The following is a 19,351-nucleotide window of genomic DNA, read 5'->3' as shown; positions in this document are numbered from 1 at the left end:
CTCCGCACAGACCGGCTCAACGGCCGTTTTCACTGGCCCGTGCATTCCCTACGGGTTCAAGTAGGCCGGGACGAACGCCGAGACGTCGCGGCCGTTGGCGCTGCCGCTGTTGTCCACGTCGGCATTGGCCACATCGCACGGATTGGTATTCAGTCCCAGCAGCACGCCGACCAGCGCATCGATGTCTGCGGACGTCACGTTGTTGTCGCCGTTGATATCCGCGGGCTCGAGTCCGCATTGATAACTGAGGGTGTAGGACAGGAACTGATTCCCGGGGGCGTTGGTCACGTTGGTCAGGTCGCCGTCCCAGTTAGCAGGAATGTCGCCCTTGTTGCCGGCGTTACCCACGCCTAAGGGCGGCAGGAACTGATTGGAGAAATAGCCGCTGGAACCCGTGAGGACCGCCATCACCCGAATTGTCGGGAACGGACCGCCGGGGTCGGTCAAGTCGGCCAGGCCGATATCGGCGAAGTCGATGTCGAATTCCATGCCGGTGCTGGGACAGGCGGAATCGGCGATTTCCTCGCTATCGCACTCGGGATCCGCGTTGGGATCCGCGCTCGAAACGGTCACGCCGCCGATGTTGTTGTTGTTGATGGCGATTTGCGTGCAGTTCGGATTACCAGGGTTGACGAGTGCGGCATTTCCAAACTGTGTGTAGTTGTCCTGGGTGGCAAGGGCGGGGCCCATCGCCGTCGGAATGTCCGCACCCGTAAACGTTGATGGCGACGTGTATTCGGTGCCCACGTTGCCATCGCGAAGGACGTAGTCGAGGTACTGCAACCCGGGGGCCGTCGCTTCGGCATCTAGATTGATAACGGTCGCACACGCGCTAGTGCCGGCGAGGTTGTTTTTGCCGCCACCAAGGCCCGGCAAAATCTGGTTGCTCCAATAACCGGTCGAGGAGACGAGGACGGCGCTGACTTTGATGGTCGCGCCATCGGCGGGCGGCAGGGATGTCCCGGCGCCGCCGGTGTCGTCGATCGGATGGCCCAAAAAGCTGCGATCAATGGCGAATTGCACGCCGCGCGTCGCCGTCATGGCGTTTTCTTCCTGGACCGTCAGAGGAGGATTCACGCCGGCCGTGGTGTCGTCGGCGACCGTGCTGCTCACGCCGACGGCATTCGTGTTGTCACCGATGAACGTATTGTTCCCCAACACGTCCGTAAAGGTGAGATTCGTGACCGTGATTCCCGGCACACGATCGAGCAAGTCCACCAAGTCGGCGTCGTATGTCCCGCCGTTACGGTTCATTACCAACGCGAAGTCCGGCTTGAAGTTGAGGTCCATTCGATCGCAATCGAGCGCTATCAGGGCGGGCGGCCAACCGGACGTATTGGGTGTTGTGTCGAGTTCGTTCGAATTGAACCCCGTCGGCGTCGTTTGAATGAAAACAATGAAGGTGTTGTTGTTGGCTTCGAGGTTGCCGGTGAGGCCGATGTAGAGACGGTTCGCGTCGTTCTGGATGAATAACTGATCCAACTCGCTCCCGTTTTGGTTGGGGATCGCGTCGTCGAGGGGGCCGCTGGTGAGATTTCTTGTAAGTCGCCCGAGCGCGTAGGACGTTGTCGACGCCGGGCCCGCAATCAGTTTCTTCAGGAAGACATTGTAGTCATCATTGGGCACACCGGCGGTCGGGTCCCGCCCGACGACGATGGCATAATCAGGGGTAAACCCGGCGTCGAGCTTCAGGCCATCGAGGCCGCCGCAAACCGGTGGCGGCGTAGATAGGACGGGAAGTGCGGCGGCGCTCGTATTGGTGTTATCCGTATCGAGCATCAAGACAAAGGCATTGCCATTGTTCTCCAGGTTGCCTGTGACGGCGACCTTCAGCCGCGAGTTGGTGTTGGTGATGCGGAGTTGGTCCATTTCCGAGCCGGGCAGCGTGCCGGGCAATGACGTCGTCGCATTGCCGAAGCAGGTGTGGTTATTTTGCGTGGCGAGGGCGTTGGCCGCGCCGCCGAACGCCGCCGGAATCCCTGTCCCGTCGGAGCTTCCCGGTGTGGCTGAGGGGATAGTCAGGCTGAGATCCAGATGCTGATTTCCTGAGTACGGCTCCACGGACAGGTCGATGTTGTTATCCAGGGAATCGAAGTTGCCCAGACAGCCAATGTCGCCGCCTTCCCAATCCTGGACCGAAAGGCCCCAGGAGTTGAGCGTCCCGGTTTGACCCGTGGCGTTGTCCACGACCGTAAGGGTCCAGTTGCTGTTGGGGTTCACGTCGTTGAAGGTCAGCAGCGAGTTGGACGGCTGCACCGCCGGTGCCCCCTCGCTGTCAAACGTGATGTTGAGGTTCGCGCCGACTTGCGACCCGGCGGAGACGATTTCAACGGTGCGGCCAGAGTCAGCGTGAGCGAGCGTGACGGAGAGTTGACTGACATCCGGGTGGGTAATACTGACTGAAACGTTGACGTCGGTGATCCGATCCGCGCCAGCCATTGTCACCGCCCGAAGATCGGAGACGCCCGCTGGCGTATTGTCCGGAATGGCCGCCGGGAGCGGCGCATCGGAATAGCTGACGCTGTCGCTATCGGCCGAGAGGGCCGTCTCGTTCAGCGGGGGAAGCCACTGGTTGCTGATGAACCCGCCGCCGGCGACCACGGCCGCGGCGATCTTGATGTCCGCCGTGCCGCCCGAGACGTCCTTCGACATGAGGGCGTTATCCCAGCGGAGCGAAAACTGCATGCCGGAGGTCGGTCCGTCCGGACTTGTAGCGGATCCGTCCGCAAGGGCTTCCTGGCGGATCGGATCGTCGCCCTGAATGTTGTTCACGCCGAATATGTTGCTGAGATCGGCGCTGTAGAAGTTGCCGGAATTGGGGTTGATATGGTCTGCGTTGTCGATGGAAAAATCGAACGGGATGAAGTCATTCGTTACGGTGCTGGAGAGGACGGCATGATGCGCGCCGGCCTCGCGCCAGTACATGATGACCACGTCCGGCGCGAAGCCGTCGTCGAACTTGAGGCCGCCGCCCGCGTCGCAGAGGTACTGCAACGCGCCCGATCCATTCGTATTGTTGCAGGTTTGAAGCGTCTGGCCGCCGTTGCCCGAGCCGGAATCGATGAAGATCAGCAGCGTGTTCCGCAGGTCTCCGAAGAGCGGGACGTTGCCCGTGACGCCGATGTAGAGCTTGGTAAAATCGGCGCGAACGAAGATCTGATCGAGTTCGCTGCCTTCGGTCGGGGCATTCTGGAATGCGGCGGCGTTGCCGAAGCACGTGTAGTTGTTCTGAGTCGCGCGGAGTTGCCCGACCGCCATATAGCGAGTGGGGAGACTGGTCCCGTTAAACGTCCCGCCCGGCGCGGAGCCTCCGGCGCTGAGCGTGTGGCTGACGTTTTGGGAGCCCGGAAACGCGACGTCGTCGGAAAAATCAACGAGAAAGAAGGTTTCTGGCGGGTCGGGCTGAGGATCGGGCGGCGGATTCTGTGTTCCGACGCAGTCCCTGCCCCCGCCGTTGTTGCCCGCCGTTACGTTGATCGGCGGCAAACTCTGGTTGCTGATAAAGCCGGGTCCATTGACCAACAAGGCCTGGACCCTGATCGTGGCATTGTTGGCGAGGTTTCCGAGATGCGCGGCGAGCGAAAGCTTGAACTCAAACCCCAGCGTGGCCGTCGCGGCGTTATTCTGCTGGGCCAGCGGATCGTAGGAAGCGTCTGAGTTGACGCCGAGCAGGTTGTTGTTATCGACTGCGAAATCCGTTCCTTCTGTCAGGGCCACGCCGGTGTCCGTTGGGTTTGACAGGTCGTAAATGCGGGCGTTCTGAACGCCGAGCACGTTCCAAACCGTGACCGCATACTCGGGATCGAAGTCGAGTTTGGCGCCGGCGGCCGCTACTTCGGGATCGAGGTTTCTGAGGGCGTTGGAACCCGTCATGCCATTCGTGTCGAGGATGGTCGGCGTCGCGCCGGCGTCTTTATCGATGAAAATTATGATCGTATTTTCCAGCGCGTCGTTGCGAACGGTGTTGCCGGTCACGGCGATGTAAAGATCGGTCGCGCTGTTGGCGAGGAAGAGTTGATCGAGTTCGCTTCCCGTGCTGGGATCCTGGGGATCGGGGATTGAGTCGCCGAAGCCAGTGGGATTGTCCTGAAGGGCGTTCGGGCTGACCGGATAGTTGGTCAGATTCTGGCCGTTGATCGGAGGAAACGGCGAATAGTCCGGACAATCCACCGCCCGGACGACGGAGACACTGAGAAGGGAGCCTAATGCAATTCCACAAACAATAGCGAGAACGACGATGAGTTTGCCAGTCAACCGGGACACATTCCACCTCCCACACAAGTTTAGGCCGCCAGAAGCGGGCCTTGGACGACAGCGAGTTAGAACCGTCCGGCAGCGGCCGAAATCAGCCTTGCCAAACGGAAAAACAACGATTCTTTGTTGAACCCTCCGGGGTTCGAGTGGCTACGCTTTTTCCATTGGGACAGCCTCAGTGGCTCCCAACGGTTCAAACTGGTCTTACTTGGATCGAGCCTGATTCCCCCGGCTCGCGTCGTAATCCTCATGACCGACGGTGGGTGGGTCCCGCCATTATAACCGCAACCCGCTTCCACCCCAAACCTGGCCATCCAGCCTCAATCTTCGCCCTGCTTCAATGAGCAACCTTCATTCGATCGTTTGAACTTCGGCGCTTCGGTTGAGGTCACTCGGCGTGTCCGGATAACGGGGCCGCACGGGAGTTATCAACCCCCAAAAGCGCCGCGATGCCGCTTGGACATCGGCTGGAGCCCCCGAACGCATTTGCGTCCATTCCACATGACTATCCAACAACAGGACATTCATCCCACGGGTTCCGTGGTTATCATCGTTCGTCAGACCTGTCCAAGACCCGGTAGTGGTATCGTTCTTATTGCTCTGGTCCGCCATTACCAGAAAATCTCCGCGGTCATCGTTCCGCCACATCGCGATATAAAAGTAGCTAGTGAATGACTTTTTGTATCTATCTTCCTCTTGGCTGGTTCGCGGAAGTTCAGAGTAATTCAGAACGGCACCCGTTTTCCACAAAGCACTCAGGGGAAGTTCCTGGTCTGAAGATCCCGCATTAGGCTTGTTGTTAAACTGGTCGCTGGGACAAAGCAACGCTTTCGGATCGGGTAAATAACTTACCGCAACGCCGCGCTCTTCCGAGCCTGCCTCACGAGTCACTTTTCGCTCTATGACATCGCGAACGGTACCGGCAAACCCCGGCCCCCAGCGGTTGAGAGAAGCGTCTTGCTGGTGCTGCGCAAGCTCCCATACAGCAGTTCCAGATCCCAAGGGAGCGCCTTTGGCCGGGAGCCAGCTCTCGAAGTCCTGGCTGTATTGCAGGAGCGAGATTCCGAATTGTCGCAAGTTCGACCCGCAGATGGCCCGTCGCGACATCTCCCGCGCGCGAGAGAGCGCAGGAACCAAAATCGAAATCAACAGACCGATGATGGCGATGACGATCAACAGCTCGATTAACGTGAAGGCCCGGCGACCCGACGTGAAAACCCGTTCCGACAATACCCGGCTCAGAGGATCGACGGCCTGCGCCACGCGATCCCTGCTCTGAAGCCGCACCCGAGGGTGTTTCAAGGCGCCTGATAGCGGCATTTGATTTCTGCCGAGCAACCGGGTAAACTGATGTAGTAAAACATTTTACTAATACGAGTATAGCGTTATGGAAGTCAAATTCAAGCGCGAAAAAACCGAGAATTTGCGGACCTGCTCATAGTGGCATTTCATGCCATGAATCGCGATGGATTCTAGGGGAGTCCGCAGGTTAGTCCACTGTGCGTAGGCTTCCACTCAGGCCCCGGATACTCAGGTTCGAGAACTTATGTTAGCTTGGGTATTCTGAGTGCCTCATGACCCTTGCGGATTGGAATCGACAATCCGCTAAGTGTCAGATTAGCAGGCGGTTGAGCCCGAGTTTCGGATTGGTGAGCCTGTGAGTAAACGAAGAAACATCAGCATCAAGGATGTGGCGCGGGAGAGCCAGGCCTCGCTCACGACCGTCTCGTTGGTGCTCAATAAGCGTGATCGCCGAATCAGCCCAGCGACGCGAAACCGCATCCTGGAGACGGCTCAGCGGCTCGGCTACCAGCCCAGCCGATTGGCACAGGGTCTTCAAGCCCGCAAATCGGGATGCCTGGCGATCCTTGTCCCGCAACTGCGACACGCCTTCGCCGACGCCTACTTCGGGGAACTCATCAGCGCGATCCACGATTGCGCCAGCCGCGCGGGATATAAGATTCTCCTGGAAGTGGCCCACCCCGAGTTCATCCGCGATCAAAAACACCTCGAACTTTTCGATCGCCATTTCGTGGACGGCATGTTGTGCCTCGGCGTGACCAACCGGGACACCTATCTTCGGGAATTCGAGGATGGCGCACGGCCGGTCATCGTCGTGAACAATTATCTGCCGGGCTTTAAGTTGAGCCATGTCCGCTGTGATTATCACGAAGCGGGGCGCATGGCGGCGGAGTATCTGGTGGGCCTGGGGCACAAGAATATCGGCCTGATCCACGGCGCCTCGGAAGTTCAAACCACGCATGATTTTCAGGAAGGAGTGGAAGAGGCCCTGGGCCGTGCGAAATGCGCGCTGTCGCCGCGGCGAGTGGAAGACGGTCTCTTCACGGAGGAGGGCGGGGCCAGCGCTGCCGTCGAGTTGCTGGCGCGCGACCCGTCGATTACGGCCTTGATCGCCGGAAACGACAAGATGGCGATCGGCGCTCTTGCGGGCTTGAAAGGCAGCGGACGGCGCGTCCCCCAGGACGTCAGCGTCGTCGGCTGCGACGACATGCATTTGGCCGCGTTTTGCGACCCCCCACTTACCACGGTCCACACGCCCATTTACGACCTGGGCGAACTGGCCTGCCGCCGTCTGCTCGACATCATTGACGGCCGCGAAACGTCGGTGGAGGATCGCCGGCCCGTGGGATTGACGGTGCGAGCGTCGTCGTCTCCGCCCCGAACATAAATGCAAATCCACCCCCGCCTTGATTTCCGAACGCCGCTACGCCGATTCCGACGTACGCATGATCGGCGAGTTGTTCTGCACGGCGTTCTTTTTTCAATCATCCTCATTTTGTCATCCGCCCGGACCACGAGGGCAGATCAAGTAATCCGCCTGGCGGGGACGTTTAACAACTGGGCCGCGGCGGACGATCAATTCGCGATGGCCAAAAAGGGCGAACGCTGGGCGCTCGACCGGTATTGGGAGTGCGGCCCGTACCAATTCAAATTTGTTTTCGACGGAAACTGGTCGCGGCACCTGGGATCCGCCGGCGACGATCGGCTCGCGCAGCCGGGCGAGAACATCGCGCTGAATATTGCCCAATCCGGCGAATACACGATCTGGCTTGAGCCCGAGGAGAAAAAGTGGGGACTTGCCAGGAAGCCCAACTCAAAACCGCGTGCGCGAATCCGAGTTTCCAGTCCCCACGCGCCGGTCGTGCTGCTTGACGCGACGACGAGCGTCGCGCGCGAGGGACATCCATTTGTCATGTACGAGTGGCAGGTAAGTCTCGAAGGCGACACCGCCTTCATTCCAGAATTGAGCCCGAGCAACGGCACAAAACGGTCCTGTATGTGGCTGCCGATTCACCAAAACGGCAAGTATCGCATTCGATTAACCGTCGGTGATGGGAAAGTGACGGACCAGACTGAGGTAGTTCGCGAACTGGGACATGGATTTCTCCTTCACGACGGCCGAAATGACCGGCCATTTCAGCCTATCCGACCCGGTCTGTGGGGGACGGGGTACGGATTGCTGGGAGCCGGAATCGCAAAGCTGGAAGTGCGAGCGATAGGCAGTCAACCCGCGCAGCCTCCGCTCGCATCGTTGACCGCGCCCTTGGAATCGGGGCGGTCGCTCGTCGTGCTGTTTGACGAGTATTCGAAAAAACTCTCGCTGGCTGATGAGGGCTACACGACGCTGATCTTCACCCCTTCAAAAGAGACTCGGCTGCCTGCCGGGTTGATCGTCGAGCGAGTTTGTGTCGCCGGGTCCTTTAACAACTGGAGCCCGACGGCCCATCCGCTGGAACCGCAAGGAGGGGAGTTTCACTTCTCACGGCTCATGGAATTGCCCGAGGGCGTGCACCATTACCAATTCGTTGTAAACGGCTCGATCACGCTGGACGACATGAACGCCGACCCTAAGCTCCGCAAGTCGGATGGCAAGGGAGGCTTCCACAGCGGCATTCGGATCGGGCCGGATCCGGCGTCGTTCGGGCCGGCGAAGCCGAATGACATCGCCTGCGGGGCGGTGCGGCATGATCCCCACAACCCCTCCTACTTCACGCCGATCGCCGACGATCTGGTCAGACTGACCGTGCGCACGCTCAAGGACGACGTCGATGGCATCGTCGTAGATTTTGCAACCGAGGATGCGAAAGTGCCGTTGGCTCGGGTCGCTTCGCACGGCGGGTTCGACTACTGGTCGGCGACCTGTCAGTTGCACGATGTACACTTGAGCTACACGTTTTACTTGAGAGATAGATCCGCAAAGTCGTTGCTCGATTCACACGAGTGCTACAAGATGCCTACCTATCCCGGGGGCGTGATCTCCCTGGCGGTGGAGCCGTTTGAGACCGAGGTGCGCATGTCGTTCGAGACGCCGGATTGGGCGAAGCGTGTCGTCTGGTACCAGATCTTCCCCGAGCGATTTGCGAACGGCGATCCTGCCAACGACCCACCGCGGACGGTCCCGTGGAAACACCAATGGGACAAGCCCTACAAAGGCACGTTTGAAGAAAAAGGCACGTTTTTTCAGTACATCTTCGATCGTCGCTACGGAGGCGATCTGCAGGGCGTGCAACAGCGGCTGGGCTATCTGCGCGACCTGGGCATTACGGGCATCTATTTCAATCCCGTCTTCCATGCAGCCTCGCTGCACAAATACGACGCCGCTGACTACCGACACATCGACGATCACTTCGGCGTGAAGGGCAGCCTGGCGAAGATCAAAGGCGAAACGACGGACCCTAAGACGTGGCAATGGTCGGAGAGCGACAAGATCTTTCTCGATTTTCTACAAGAAGCCCATCGCCAGGGGTATCGCGTCATTATCGATGGCGTCTTCAACCACGTCGGCCGGGAATTCTGGGCGTTTCAGGACGTTCTCAAGAATGGAAAGGACTCACCCTATGCCGGGTGGTTTGATGTTACGAGTTGGGAGCCGTTTCAATACGTTGGTTGGGATGGACCGAACGGCTCGCTTCCCCGATTGAAGCACGACGACGCCCTCGGACTGGCGGAGCCCGTGCGCGAGCACCTCTTTGCCGTGACGCGGCGCTGGATGGATCCGGACGGCGACGGCGACCCGTCGGACGGCATCGACGGCTGGCGGTTGGACGTGGCGAGCGATATCAACGCGAACTTCTGGAGGGACTGGCGCAAGCTTGTAAAGTCGATCAATCCCGATGCGTACATCGTCGCGGAACTGTGGGAGGAGTCGCGGCCCTGGCTGGACGGTCAGACCTTTGACGCGGTCATGAACTATCCGTTCGCCCGGTCGTGCCAGCGGTTCTTTGTGAACAAGAAAAAAGAAATCAAGCCAAGTGAAATGGAACGACAGATCGAGGAGATGCTCGGCTGGTACCCCCCGCAGGTGAATTACGTCCTGCAGAATCTCTTCGACAGCCACGATACCGATCGCGTCGCGTCGATGTTCATGAATCCCGATCTGGAATACGACCAGGCGAATCGGCTGCAGGACAACGGGCCGAGCTACAACACGAAGCGGCCGACGGCGGCGTGCTATCACCGGCTGAAATCGATGGCGGCGTTTCAAATGATGTTTCTCGGCGCGCCGATGGTGTATTACGGCGACGAAGTCGGCATGTTTGGGGCGGACGACCCGTCGGACCGCAAGCCGATGTTCTGGGAAGATCTGATGCCGTATGACGATCCCGACGAGCGGATCGAGCCCGGCCTGTACGAACACTACCGCCGGACGATCGCGATTCGGAACACTTATCCCGCGTTGCAACTGGGCTCCTACCAGACGCTGCTAGCGATGGACAATTACCGGGTCTTTGCATTTGCCCGAGCGCTGGATGGAGAGTCGATCGTCGTGGTGGTGAACAACGGCAGCAAGCGACGACGCCTGGACGTCCCCTCTCCGTGGCCCAACGGTACGAAGGTCATGGCGATAATGAATCCCGAGGCATGCGAACTGGCCGAGCCCTCCAAGGAACAACCTGCGGCAAGGCCGACGATCCGCGCTAAAGCGGCCCATCGATCGGCATTGAAGGTCGAATTGGGGAGGCTCAAGGGGATGTTGCTCCCGCCGCGAACCACGAACGTGTTCGCGAAGCAATGACCGACCGCGGTTTGACCCGGCGCGAATCCACGCAGCGCAGGCCCATCTTCATGCAAGCAGTGATGCGTCGAATCGGATTGATAATGCGGCTGGCGGTCGCGATTGTGGCCGTGGCGCTATTGGTTTTTTCATTCGCGTGGTGGGGCTATCGGCGGCTGGCCCGCGAAAAACTGCCGCCGGACGTCGTCGCGATCAAGGTCTTGCACTGGGGGGACAAGGCTGAAGACGAGATCGTCGGCAAGCTGGTGAGGGATTTTGAGCGCCAGCCCGAAAACAAGGGCATCAAGATCATCCGCATCAACCTCGGCCAAGCCGCATCCGTCCGGACTAAGCTGCAGACCATGTTCGCGGCGGGCGAGCCGCCGGATGTCTTTTACCTCGGGCTGGAAAACGTATCCGACATGGCGACGAAGAACCTGCTCGCCGACATGGAGGAGTTGATTGAGCAGGACACGGCCCGGGGCATTCCGACCATCGACCTCAACGACTTTTACCCCGCGACGGTACGGTGTTTCCGCGTCGATCCTGAGACCGGGCAGGTGGGCAAGGGACGTCTCGTCGGTCTGCCCAAGGGATTCACCACGGTCGGCTTCTATTACAACCGCGACCTGTTCCGCCGCGCGGGGGTGCCGGAGCCGTCGCCCGACGGATGGACCTGGGACGAGTTCATCGCCGCCGCCCGGGCCATCGGCAAGCTGCCCCATTGCTACGGCGCGGATTTTGTCACCTGGGAACAGATGGTTCGCGTTTATCTCTGGACTTACGGCGTAGATTTCGCCTCGCCGGGTTGGCAGCCCCCGTATTACTTCCGCAATCCCACGCTGCTCGCGGCGATGACGCAATTGCAAGCGTGGTTTCACGATGAATCGCGGACCTTGCTGTCAGCCAAGACGCAGATTGAGACGATGCAGGAGCCGTTCCTGGCGGGCAACGTCGGTCTGGCGGGCCCGTACGGCCAATGGAAAGCGCCGGTCTATCGCAACGTCGATTCGTTTGATTGGGATCTCGCGCCGCTGCCGCACGTCAAGGGCCGGCCGCCGAGAAACGGCGTATTTACGGTCGCATGGTCGATCGCGCGGACGACGCCACACAAGGAAGAGGCCTGGCGCTTCGTAAAGTACCTGGCGAGCGTCCGGGGGCAGCGCGTCATGGCGGACGCGGGATTGGAGTTTCCCGCGCTGCGAAGCGTGGCGGAAGAAGTCGTGCAAGCCGTCGCCGACGCCAAGCCGCGAAATGCCCGCCTGCTCCTGGAAGGGGCGGAGGTCGCCGATCCTACCGACTATCCGCCCGACCCGGAGTTTCAACAGCAGCTTCGCGTTCACGTGGAGGAAGTTTTCAAATTGAGGCGTTCGGCCGCAGGCGCCATGGCGGACGTCGAACAGAAATGGACGGAGAATCTCCGGCGCGCGGCTGTCGCGCAGACCGACCGGAAGATTCACTGGGCTTCGCTATTGACGACGATTGGTCTGCCCCTCGCGCTGGTCATTATTTTGGGCGCAGTCTTCTGGTGGCGACGCCGGCCGGCGGGGCTGCAATTCCGGGATGAATTGGCCGGGATGGGCATGATTTCACCGTGGGTATTGGGATTCATCGCCTTCACCGCATTTTCCGTCGGCCTGTCGTTGATCCTCTCCTTTGCAAAATGGAGTAGCCTGGCGACTCTGGATCATGCGCAATCTGTCGGCTGGGACAACTTCCGGTCGCTGTGGACCCGGGATAACACGTTTACCAACTCTTTGAAGGCGACGGCGTGGTATGCGCTCCTCGCCGTGCCGTCCAGTCAGGTCGCGGCGCTGGTCGCGGCGATGCTGATGAACCATACCTTCCGCTCGATCGGAGTCTTTCGCGCGATCTGGTATCTGCCTAGCGTTCTGGCGGGCGTCGGGGTGGCTGTCATGTGGAAGTGGGTATTTCACCACGAGCACGGCCTTCTCAAACTCCTGCTCGATCCGATTCTGCCTGCGGGAATCCACTCGCCGGCCTGGTTCGAGAAGGACGCGGAAGTTTGGGGCGTGCCGGCGTTCGCCATTGTCAACCTCTGGGCGATCGGCGGAACGATGATGATCTATCTCGCGGGACTCAAGGGCATTCCCCGCGATTTGTATGAGGCGGCGGAGATCGACGGCGCGGTCCGCTGGCGGAAGTTCCTGCACGTCACGCTGCCGATGCTCAGCCCGGTGATTTTCTTCAACTTCATTATCGCCATCATCGCGTCGTTCCAGGTCTTTACGCAGGCGTACGTCATGACCGGCGGCGGGCCGGGGGACACCACACGGTTCTACGTCGTCTACCTCTACAACCAGGCGTTCGACTTTCACGAAATGGGGTACGCCTCAGCCATGGCATGGATGCTGCTCGTCATCGTCCTGGCTCTGACCCTGGTGGTGATGAAGGGCACGAAACGATTCGTCTACTACGAGGGCCTTCGATGAGTCGCCGGGCCGCCAACAGCATCGTCCTCGTCCTGCTCCTCATCGGCAGCGTCGTCATGGTCTTTCCCTTCTGGTGGATGACCGTTACGAGCCTATCCACACCGGCGGAGGCCAGTGCTTCCAGCACGGCGGCCACATTCAATTGGTGGCCCGGCGATCCACAGTGGAACAACTACCCGGCCGCCTTGCGCAAGATGGGCAGCCGACCGTGGTATGGATTTCTCGACGCCCTTTCCAACACCGTCGTCGTCACGACCCTCAGCGTCATCGGCCAGGTCCTCTCGTGCAGCCTCGTCGGCTACGCCTTCGCCCGCATGCGCTTTCGCGGGCGGGAGATCGCCTTCGTTGTCATGATCGCGACCATGATGCTCCCGGCGCAAGTCACGATGATCCCGATGTTCATTCTGTTTCGTTGGTTCGGCTGGGTGGACACCTTCTACCCGCTCGTGGTGCCCCTGTTCTTCGGGACGCCGTTTTTCATCTTCATGTTCCGGCAGTTTTTCGCCCAAGTGCCGGAGGCGCTCGTGGAGGCGGCGCGGATCGATGGGTGCGGTCATCTCCGCATCTGGTGGCAGATCATGCTCCCCATCTGCAAGCCGGTCATCGCCATCACGGCGATCTTCACGTTCATCGGCGTGTGGAACGACTTCATGGGCCCGCTCATTTACCTGCAAAGCGAGGAGAACATGACGCTGGCGGTCGCGCTGAATTCCTTCCAGACCACGTATGGCGATTTCCGCGACGCCCAATACCTCATGGCGGCGAGCATGGTGACGATGATCCCGTGCATCGTCCTGTTCTTTGTGGCCCAGAAGCAATTCGTCGGCGGCCTGAGTTTGGGAGCAGTGAAGGGCTGACGGCCGCGACAAAAAAACCTACGCCGACCCGAGGGCCGGCGTAGGTGGGATGACGTATCGGTCTATCCGGTTCGTTGGTTAGTATCGGCGTCCGCCGCCACCACCGCCGTAACCACCTCGACCGCCGCCGCCGCCGCCTCCAAAGCCGCCGCGACCACCGCCGCCGCCGCTGCGGTTTTCCTTCGGCTTGGCCTCGTTCACTTTCAGGGCGCGACCGCCATGGTCCTTTCCATCCAGCGCGGCGATGGCCGCCTGGGCCTCGCCGTCCGCGCTGAACTCGACGAACCCAAAGCCTTTGCTTTGGCCCGTATCGCGGTCCATGATGACCTGCGCGCTGAGAATGCTGCCATGCGGAGAGAACATCTCCTGGAGGTCCGCGTCGCTCACGCTAAAGGCCAGATTTCCGACATACAACTTTTTGCCCATGTTACATTTCCTTCAATAGGTGGGCCGATCAATCCGCTCGTTTTACTTTCAGGATTGAAGTGAAAGAGTCCAGCATTTCGGACCAAAAAGGCACGGTGCGCGAGAGAGGAAAGTCAGGGCGAAAAGTCAAAAGATTTGACACGTGGCCTGAAAGCTCGGTCGTCGAACCAACCGGGGGAAACTGTAATGACCGCAGCCGCGATTGTCCAGTGTAAAACTGGCCCATAAGCCGCGTGGCGCATCGTGTACGTGGAGGCTCAGGGCCTCTGACGGCCCTGAAAACCGGGTTGACCCTCATTATTCACCTAGGAAATGACGACCGCGGCCCCTGGGCTGAAAAGGGAAGTTTCCTCAGATCGCGGCCCGCTTTCCATGCCAAACGGGCAGCTCCCGAAGCCGGGCCAGGAGTACGTCATAGGTCGTCCCATCATCGTCGTTGAAGTCGAAGAGTGCGGACATGGCGGCGATTTCCTGGCTTTGAGTGGTTGAATTTATGTGTCGACGCCCGGAGAGGTGCCGGCTCATGGGCTCGAAAAGCTGGCAGGCCCGCTTCCAGCCGAACAGGTGGCAAAGGCCTCCCACCACGTCCCACGAGACCGCTTGATCGGCGTCGTAATGCACGGCTTGGCCGTTTTCATCCACGGCATCCACGCCGCGACACCAGCGGCCTTCCTCGTCAAAGAGTGCGATCAGTTTGTCCTTCTCTTCTTGCATCATTGGGGGCAATCGCTTATAAGGGCGTTTCGATGCTTGGGCCTGTGACGGATTCACGCGACAAGGCGCCGATCGGAGCGGCTCAGTATGAATCAAACGTCGCCCGCCGACTACCGGAGCGTTTCTCCATCGCCAGATTATAGCGGAAGGCAAAGCCAAACGTACGCTCATTTCACGTTTTTCCAAGCCTTCTTGCGGCCATCACAAAAGATGACATCGACGGCAGCATATTCCACGCAGAACTAGCTCTCCCGCGTGGCTCTCGACACGAGCGAAATAACCGGCCAACGCGTTGAACAATTCGGCGCGGCCCGTACACCGTTTGGCCGATAGGGTCAACAGCGACCCACACGGCCGACGTCAGGAACAACTATCATGCGAATAGCCCTCGTAAATCCTATCGCGCGCAGGACTCAAGGTTATCACACCATCGGAAGCAAGATCCCGCAGTTGGCCCTGCAGGTTCTGGCACAGCTCACTCCTCCCGAGCATTCGGTGGATCTCATCGACGAACTCTTCGGAACGGATTGCACGGACGAAAAAATCCGTCGCGGGAATTACGATTTGATCGGCGTCACTTCCTACACGAGCGGGGCCACCCGAGCCTACGAGATCGCGGCGCAGTGCCGGCAGGAGGAAATCCCCTGCATCATCGGCGGACCCCATGCCTCCGCCATGCCCGAAGAGGCCATCCAACATTTTGATTCCGTTGCCATCGGCGAGTGCGACGACATCTTCCCCAAAATCCTGGCCGATGCCGCCGCGGGCAAATTGGAGCGATTTTACCGCGGTGAACTCGCGGACCTGGAAAACGGCCGCCACGGGCGAGCGCGGCAGGAACTGCAACCGATCAACGGCGAGTACGATGTGTCCGCGATTCAAACGTCTCGCGGCTGCCCCGTCGGATGCGAGTATTGCAGCGTGACCACGTTTAATGGCGCGCCGATCCGCCGACGGCCGATGGCCGACGTCATCGATGAGTGGTTCAAGACCACCAAACCGTTCGTCTTTGTCGTGGACGATAACTTCTTCGGCGTCGGTGAAAAGCACGCCGTCTGGGCCAAGCAGCTCCTCAAAGAAATTATCAAAGAAGGCCACAAACGAAGCCGCGTGGCGAATATGCTCAAGCGGATTCCCTGGCTGCGGCGGCTCCTGGGCTTCGCGCCGCGGCTTTGGTTCAGCCAGACCACCATCAACATGGGGGACGATCCGGAGGGGTTGTCGCTGGCGCAGGAAGCCGGTTGCGTGGGGATGCTCGTAGGTTTTGAGACCTTCAACAGCGAGAATCTCAAGGACTTTCATAAGGGAATTAACCGAAAGAACCTCGAACGGTATCAGACGCTGGTCCGCGGATTTCAGCGCCAAGGGGTCTCCGTTTTCGGAGGGTTTATCATCGGGGCGGACGCCGACGATGAAGACACCGTCGCCACGACCGCCCTTCAGGCCGTGCAGGTCGGAATCGACACCATCCAGATCACCAACCTTACTCCCCTGCCCGGCACCAAGATGTACGATCGCTATTTGAACGAAGGGCGAATCTTTGCCACCGATTACCCGGCCGATTGGGAGCGCTATACCTTCGTCGAAACCGTCTATCACCCGCGCAACATGACGGCCCAGCGCCTGGATGAAGTGATTTACGAATTGCGGCACATCGCTGCAAAGGAAAACTGGGTATGGAAACGGACGCTGCGGACGCTCTGGCGCACCCGCAGCCTTCTGACGGCGGCCTTCATTCACGGGATGAACATCGGTTGGAAGCGAATGGCCAAGGTTCAGGCGCCGCGCGATGAAGCACGCTTTGGCCTGCACCTCATGGAAAGCCTGCGCACCTCGCGAATCCGTGAGGCGTTTGGTATGTTTCAGCGTCGCTGGGTTCCAACCCGTTTGAGCCTCCAAGCGGCCGCCGCCGCACCTTGATTTTGCGGATCTTCATGTCAAATCGGGCGGCTCGCCGCAACGTGCCCACGGCCCTTTGACCACCGATTTCGAATCTGCTAAAGTGTTTTACCGTCGTCCGTGGCGGCGGGGAGATCAGTCCGTGCATCTCCTTACGGTCGGTTTGAAGGCGTCTAAGCCTTGTGATTACTCGCGCGCAGCCCCCGGTGGGCTTGTTTCTAAGGGCAATACATGTTCACGGAATCGAGTCGGGGGCCAGGTGTGCAATCACTGGGCGATGTGACCGGTCATACCCGCGACGAGCGGCATCTGAACTGCACATGTGATGCGGCTGCCCTGAGACTGACTCCCCTCGCCGACGGCGTCGTTCGCGTACGGCTCGCGCCGAACGGCACGTTTGGTCGCGACCATTCGTGGGCGGTCGTACCTGTCGATGAACCGGCGGTTTCCTGGCAACTTCGAGAGGACGACGCGGCCCTGGAGATCGTCTTCGATGCGGTTTGTGTTCGCGTTGAAAAGCGCCCCTGTCGAATTTCATTCGTGACTCCGGACGGAAAACGCCTCTGCCGCGATTCCACGGCGGGAATGACCTGGGCCGACGACGGCGAAGTTCGATGTCACATGGCCCTCGAAAGCGACGATCATTTTTTCGGCCTCGGCGAAAAGTGCTGCCCGTTGGATAAGCGGGATACGGCGCTTCACAACTGGAATCACGATGCCGCGGAATACGAACCGTTTACCGACCCGCTCTATCAGACCCATCCGTTTTTTTTCGTCCTGAACAGCGGACAAGCCCACGGCCTCTTCTTCGACAACACCTACCGGTCGTACTTCGACCTTGGCAAGACCTCACGATCAAGCTACTCGTTCGGCGCGGATGGCGGTGAGATGAACTACTACTTCATCCCGGGACCTACGCCCGCCGACGTGATGCGCCGCTACGGAAAGCTTGTAGGCACGCCGCCGTTGCCGCCGATGTGGGCGCTTGGCTATCACCAGTGCCGGTGGAGCTATGAGTCGGCCAAGCGCGTGCAGACGATCGCCAAACAATTTCGCAAGCGGAAGATCCCGTGCGACGCGATCTACATCGACATCGACTACATGGATGGTTTTCGCTCCTTTACGTGGGACCCCAAGCGATTCCCCCGGCCGCAGGCCATGCTCAAGGGCCTCGCCAAGGCCGGGATGAAAGTGGTGGTCATCCTCGATCCGGGGATCAAGGCCGAGCATGGCTATCGCATTTACGACGAAGGAATCGCGGGCGATCATTTCTGCAAGGACGCCAACGGTCAGCCGTATATCGGCAAAGTCTGGCCGGGCGCGTCGGTCTATCCCGATTTCACGCGGGCGGCGACTCGCGATTGGTGGGCGGGGCTGTATCGCGAGCTACTCGACGCGGGCGTGACCGGCATCTGGAACGACATGAATGAGCCGGCCGACTTCACATTTCCCCATGGCACCGTCCCGCTATCGATGCAGCACGATAATGACGGGCAGGCCTGCGACCATCGCGAAGCGCACAATGTGTACGGCATGCAGATGGCCCGGTCGACGTTTGAGGGTCTCCGGCGCCTGCGTCCCGGCCAGCGCCCTTTTGTCTTAACGCGCGCAGGGTTTTCCGGGGTGCAGCGCTACGCGGCGGTTTGGACGGGCGACAACCGGTCGAGTTGGGATCATTTACGGATGAGCATCCCGATGCTGCTGAACATGGGGCTGTCTGGAATCACGTTGTGCGGTGCGGACATCGGCGGCTTCCGCGATTATCCGTCGCCCGAACTGTTCACGCGCTGGCTGCAGGTCGGAATCTTCTATCCGCTCTGCCGCGTCCATACGGCGGGCGGCAAGGAGCAAGATCCCTGGTCGTTTGGGAAGAAACACGAACGGATCAATCGCCAGGCCATCGAACTGCGCTACCAATTGCTGCCTTACTTCTATACGGAATACGAACATGCGACGCGCACCGGCCTGCCGGTTATGCGTCCGCTTCTCGTCGACTTCCCCGACCATCCCAAAGTCCATCGCTGCGAGCACGAGTTCATGTTCGGCCGGCAATTGCTCGTCGCCCCGGTCGTGCTGGAAGGCATTCGCAAACGCAAGGTGACACTGCCGGCCGGCCCGTGGTACGCGTTCGATGATGCCGAACCGCAGACCGGCGGTCAGGAATTTGAATTGCCCGTGACGATTGAGTCGATCCCCATGTTCGCGCGGGAGGGGGCGATTATTCCCCTACGCGGCGTGGTGCAGCATACCGGGCAATCGGCCATCGAAGAGCTGATTCTCCACGTCTTTCCCGGCAAGGGATGCGGCTCCTTCTACAACGATGATGGAATGAGTTTTGATTACCAGGATGGGAATTTCACCCGAGAAGACTACGAGGTCGAGACGGCCGGCGACGTGACGACGCTGCGACTAACCCGGCGAATCGGCGACGATCGTTTTGCCCCACAGACCTATCTCATTCAGTTCAAGGGAATCCGCAAAGCCCCCCTTGCCGTGGCCGCCGCGGGAGCGCCGGTACCGCAATGCCGAACACACAAGGCGCTGATCAAGGCGTCGGCAGGCTGGTTCCACGAGGCGAAAAGGGGAGTCGTATGGGTCCGCGTGGGACGGTTGGCGGCCCAGGAATGCGTGGAACTGCTACGCCGAACCAGCCACGCTTCCAAGGGTCCGCGGCGGCGCGTGTCAGTGCGGCCCAGCGTGGTCTAAAAACCTCCACGATCCACTCGATCGCA

Annotated in this window: 10 protein-coding genes; 6 read left to right on the top strand and 4 right to left on the bottom strand. The window is 59.9% G+C overall.

What is annotated here, in order from left to right; genetic code table 11:
* Positions 1-48: 48 nt before the first annotated feature.
* Both VJZ71_00225 and VJZ71_00220 read right to left on the bottom strand, forming a co-directional pair.
* Positions 49-4,263 (bottom strand): proprotein convertase P-domain-containing protein, encoded by a 4,215-nt coding sequence (locus VJZ71_00225; protein HKQ46477.1) that lies wholly within the window; start codon positions 4,261-4,263, stop codon positions 49-51.
* Positions 4,264-4,605: 342 nt separating this feature from the next.
* Positions 4,606-5,517 carry a type II secretion system protein gene (locus VJZ71_00220; protein HKQ46476.1) on the bottom strand — a complete coding sequence of 304 codons (912 nt, stop codon included), beginning with the start codon at positions 5,515-5,517 and terminating at the stop codon, positions 4,606-4,608.
* A 394-nt stretch (positions 5,518-5,911) separates the two neighbouring features.
* On the opposite strand from VJZ71_00220, the gene VJZ71_00215 reads away from it, so the two are divergent.
* From VJZ71_00215 to VJZ71_00200, 4 genes are all read left to right on the top strand, one after another.
* Positions 5,912-6,943, top strand: coding sequence for a LacI family DNA-binding transcriptional regulator (locus tag VJZ71_00215; GenBank protein HKQ46475.1), 1,032 nt, complete (start codon positions 5,912-5,914; stop codon positions 6,941-6,943).
* Between the two features lie 198 nt (positions 6,944-7,141).
* The gene (locus VJZ71_00210; protein HKQ46474.1) at positions 7,142-10,291 is read left to right on the top strand and encodes an alpha amylase N-terminal ig-like domain-containing protein; all 3,150 of its coding nucleotides are present in this window, start codon (positions 7,142-7,144) and stop codon (positions 10,289-10,291) included.
* A gap of 83 nt (positions 10,292-10,374) precedes the next feature.
* Positions 10,375-12,723 (top strand): extracellular solute-binding protein, encoded by a 2,349-nt coding sequence (locus VJZ71_00205; GenBank protein ID HKQ46473.1) that lies wholly within the window; start codon positions 10,375-10,377, stop codon positions 12,721-12,723.
* Complete coding sequence (locus VJZ71_00200) at positions 12,720-13,580, top strand: carbohydrate ABC transporter permease (GenBank protein ID HKQ46472.1); 861 nt, start codon at positions 12,720-12,722, stop codon at positions 13,578-13,580. The genes VJZ71_00205 and VJZ71_00200 overlap by 4 nt, the downstream gene beginning before the upstream one ends.
* A gap of 78 nt (positions 13,581-13,658) precedes the next feature.
* Here VJZ71_00200 and VJZ71_00195 read toward each other — a convergent pair whose 3' ends face one another.
* The gene (locus tag VJZ71_00195) at positions 13,659-14,006 is read right to left on the bottom strand and encodes an RNA-binding protein (protein HKQ46471.1); all 348 of its coding nucleotides are present in this window, start codon (positions 14,004-14,006) and stop codon (positions 13,659-13,661) included.
* 351 nt (positions 14,007-14,357) lie between these two features.
* Positions 14,358-14,723, bottom strand: coding sequence for a hypothetical protein (locus VJZ71_00190; GenBank protein HKQ46470.1), 366 nt, complete (start codon positions 14,721-14,723; stop codon positions 14,358-14,360).
* Between the two features lie 372 nt (positions 14,724-15,095).
* Between VJZ71_00190 and VJZ71_00185 the strand changes: the two genes are divergently transcribed.
* Positions 15,096-16,640, top strand: coding sequence for a radical SAM protein (locus VJZ71_00185; GenBank protein HKQ46469.1), 1,545 nt, complete (start codon positions 15,096-15,098; stop codon positions 16,638-16,640).
* Positions 16,641-16,850: 210 nt separating this feature from the next.
* Positions 16,851-19,325, top strand: coding sequence for a glycoside hydrolase family 31 protein (locus VJZ71_00180; GenBank protein HKQ46468.1), 2,475 nt, complete (start codon positions 16,851-16,853; stop codon positions 19,323-19,325).
* The last annotated feature ends 26 nt before the right edge of the window (positions 19,326-19,351 follow it).

The organism is Phycisphaerae bacterium, from assembly GCA_035275405.1.
Classification (GTDB): domain Bacteria; phylum Planctomycetota; class Phycisphaerae; order UBA1845; family UTPLA1; genus DATEMU01.
This window is presented reverse-complemented; position numbering and strand designations above follow the sequence as displayed.

Excerpts from the sequence above, each read along its gene's own strand:
- VJZ71_00205 (HKQ46473.1), top strand. The coding sequence starts at position 10,375 with ATGCGGCTGGCGGTCGCGATTGTGGCCGTGGCGCTATTGGTTTTTTCA.
- VJZ71_00190 (HKQ46470.1), bottom strand. The coding sequence starts at position 14,723 with ATGATGCAAGAAGAGAAGGACAAACTGATCGCACTCTTTGACGAGGAA.
- VJZ71_00185 (HKQ46469.1), top strand. The coding sequence starts at position 15,096 with ATGCGAATAGCCCTCGTAAATCCTATCGCGCGCAGGACTCAAGGTTAT.
- VJZ71_00180 (HKQ46468.1), top strand. The coding sequence starts at position 16,851 with ATGTTCACGGAATCGAGTCGGGGGCCAGGTGTGCAATCACTGGGCGAT.
- VJZ71_00195 (HKQ46471.1), bottom strand. The coding sequence starts at position 14,006 with ATGGGCAAAAAGTTGTATGTCGGAAATCTGGCCTTTAGCGTGAGCGAC.
- VJZ71_00200 (HKQ46472.1), top strand. The coding sequence starts at position 12,720 with ATGAGTCGCCGGGCCGCCAACAGCATCGTCCTCGTCCTGCTCCTCATC.
- VJZ71_00210 (HKQ46474.1), top strand. The coding sequence starts at position 7,142 with ATGGCCAAAAAGGGCGAACGCTGGGCGCTCGACCGGTATTGGGAGTGC.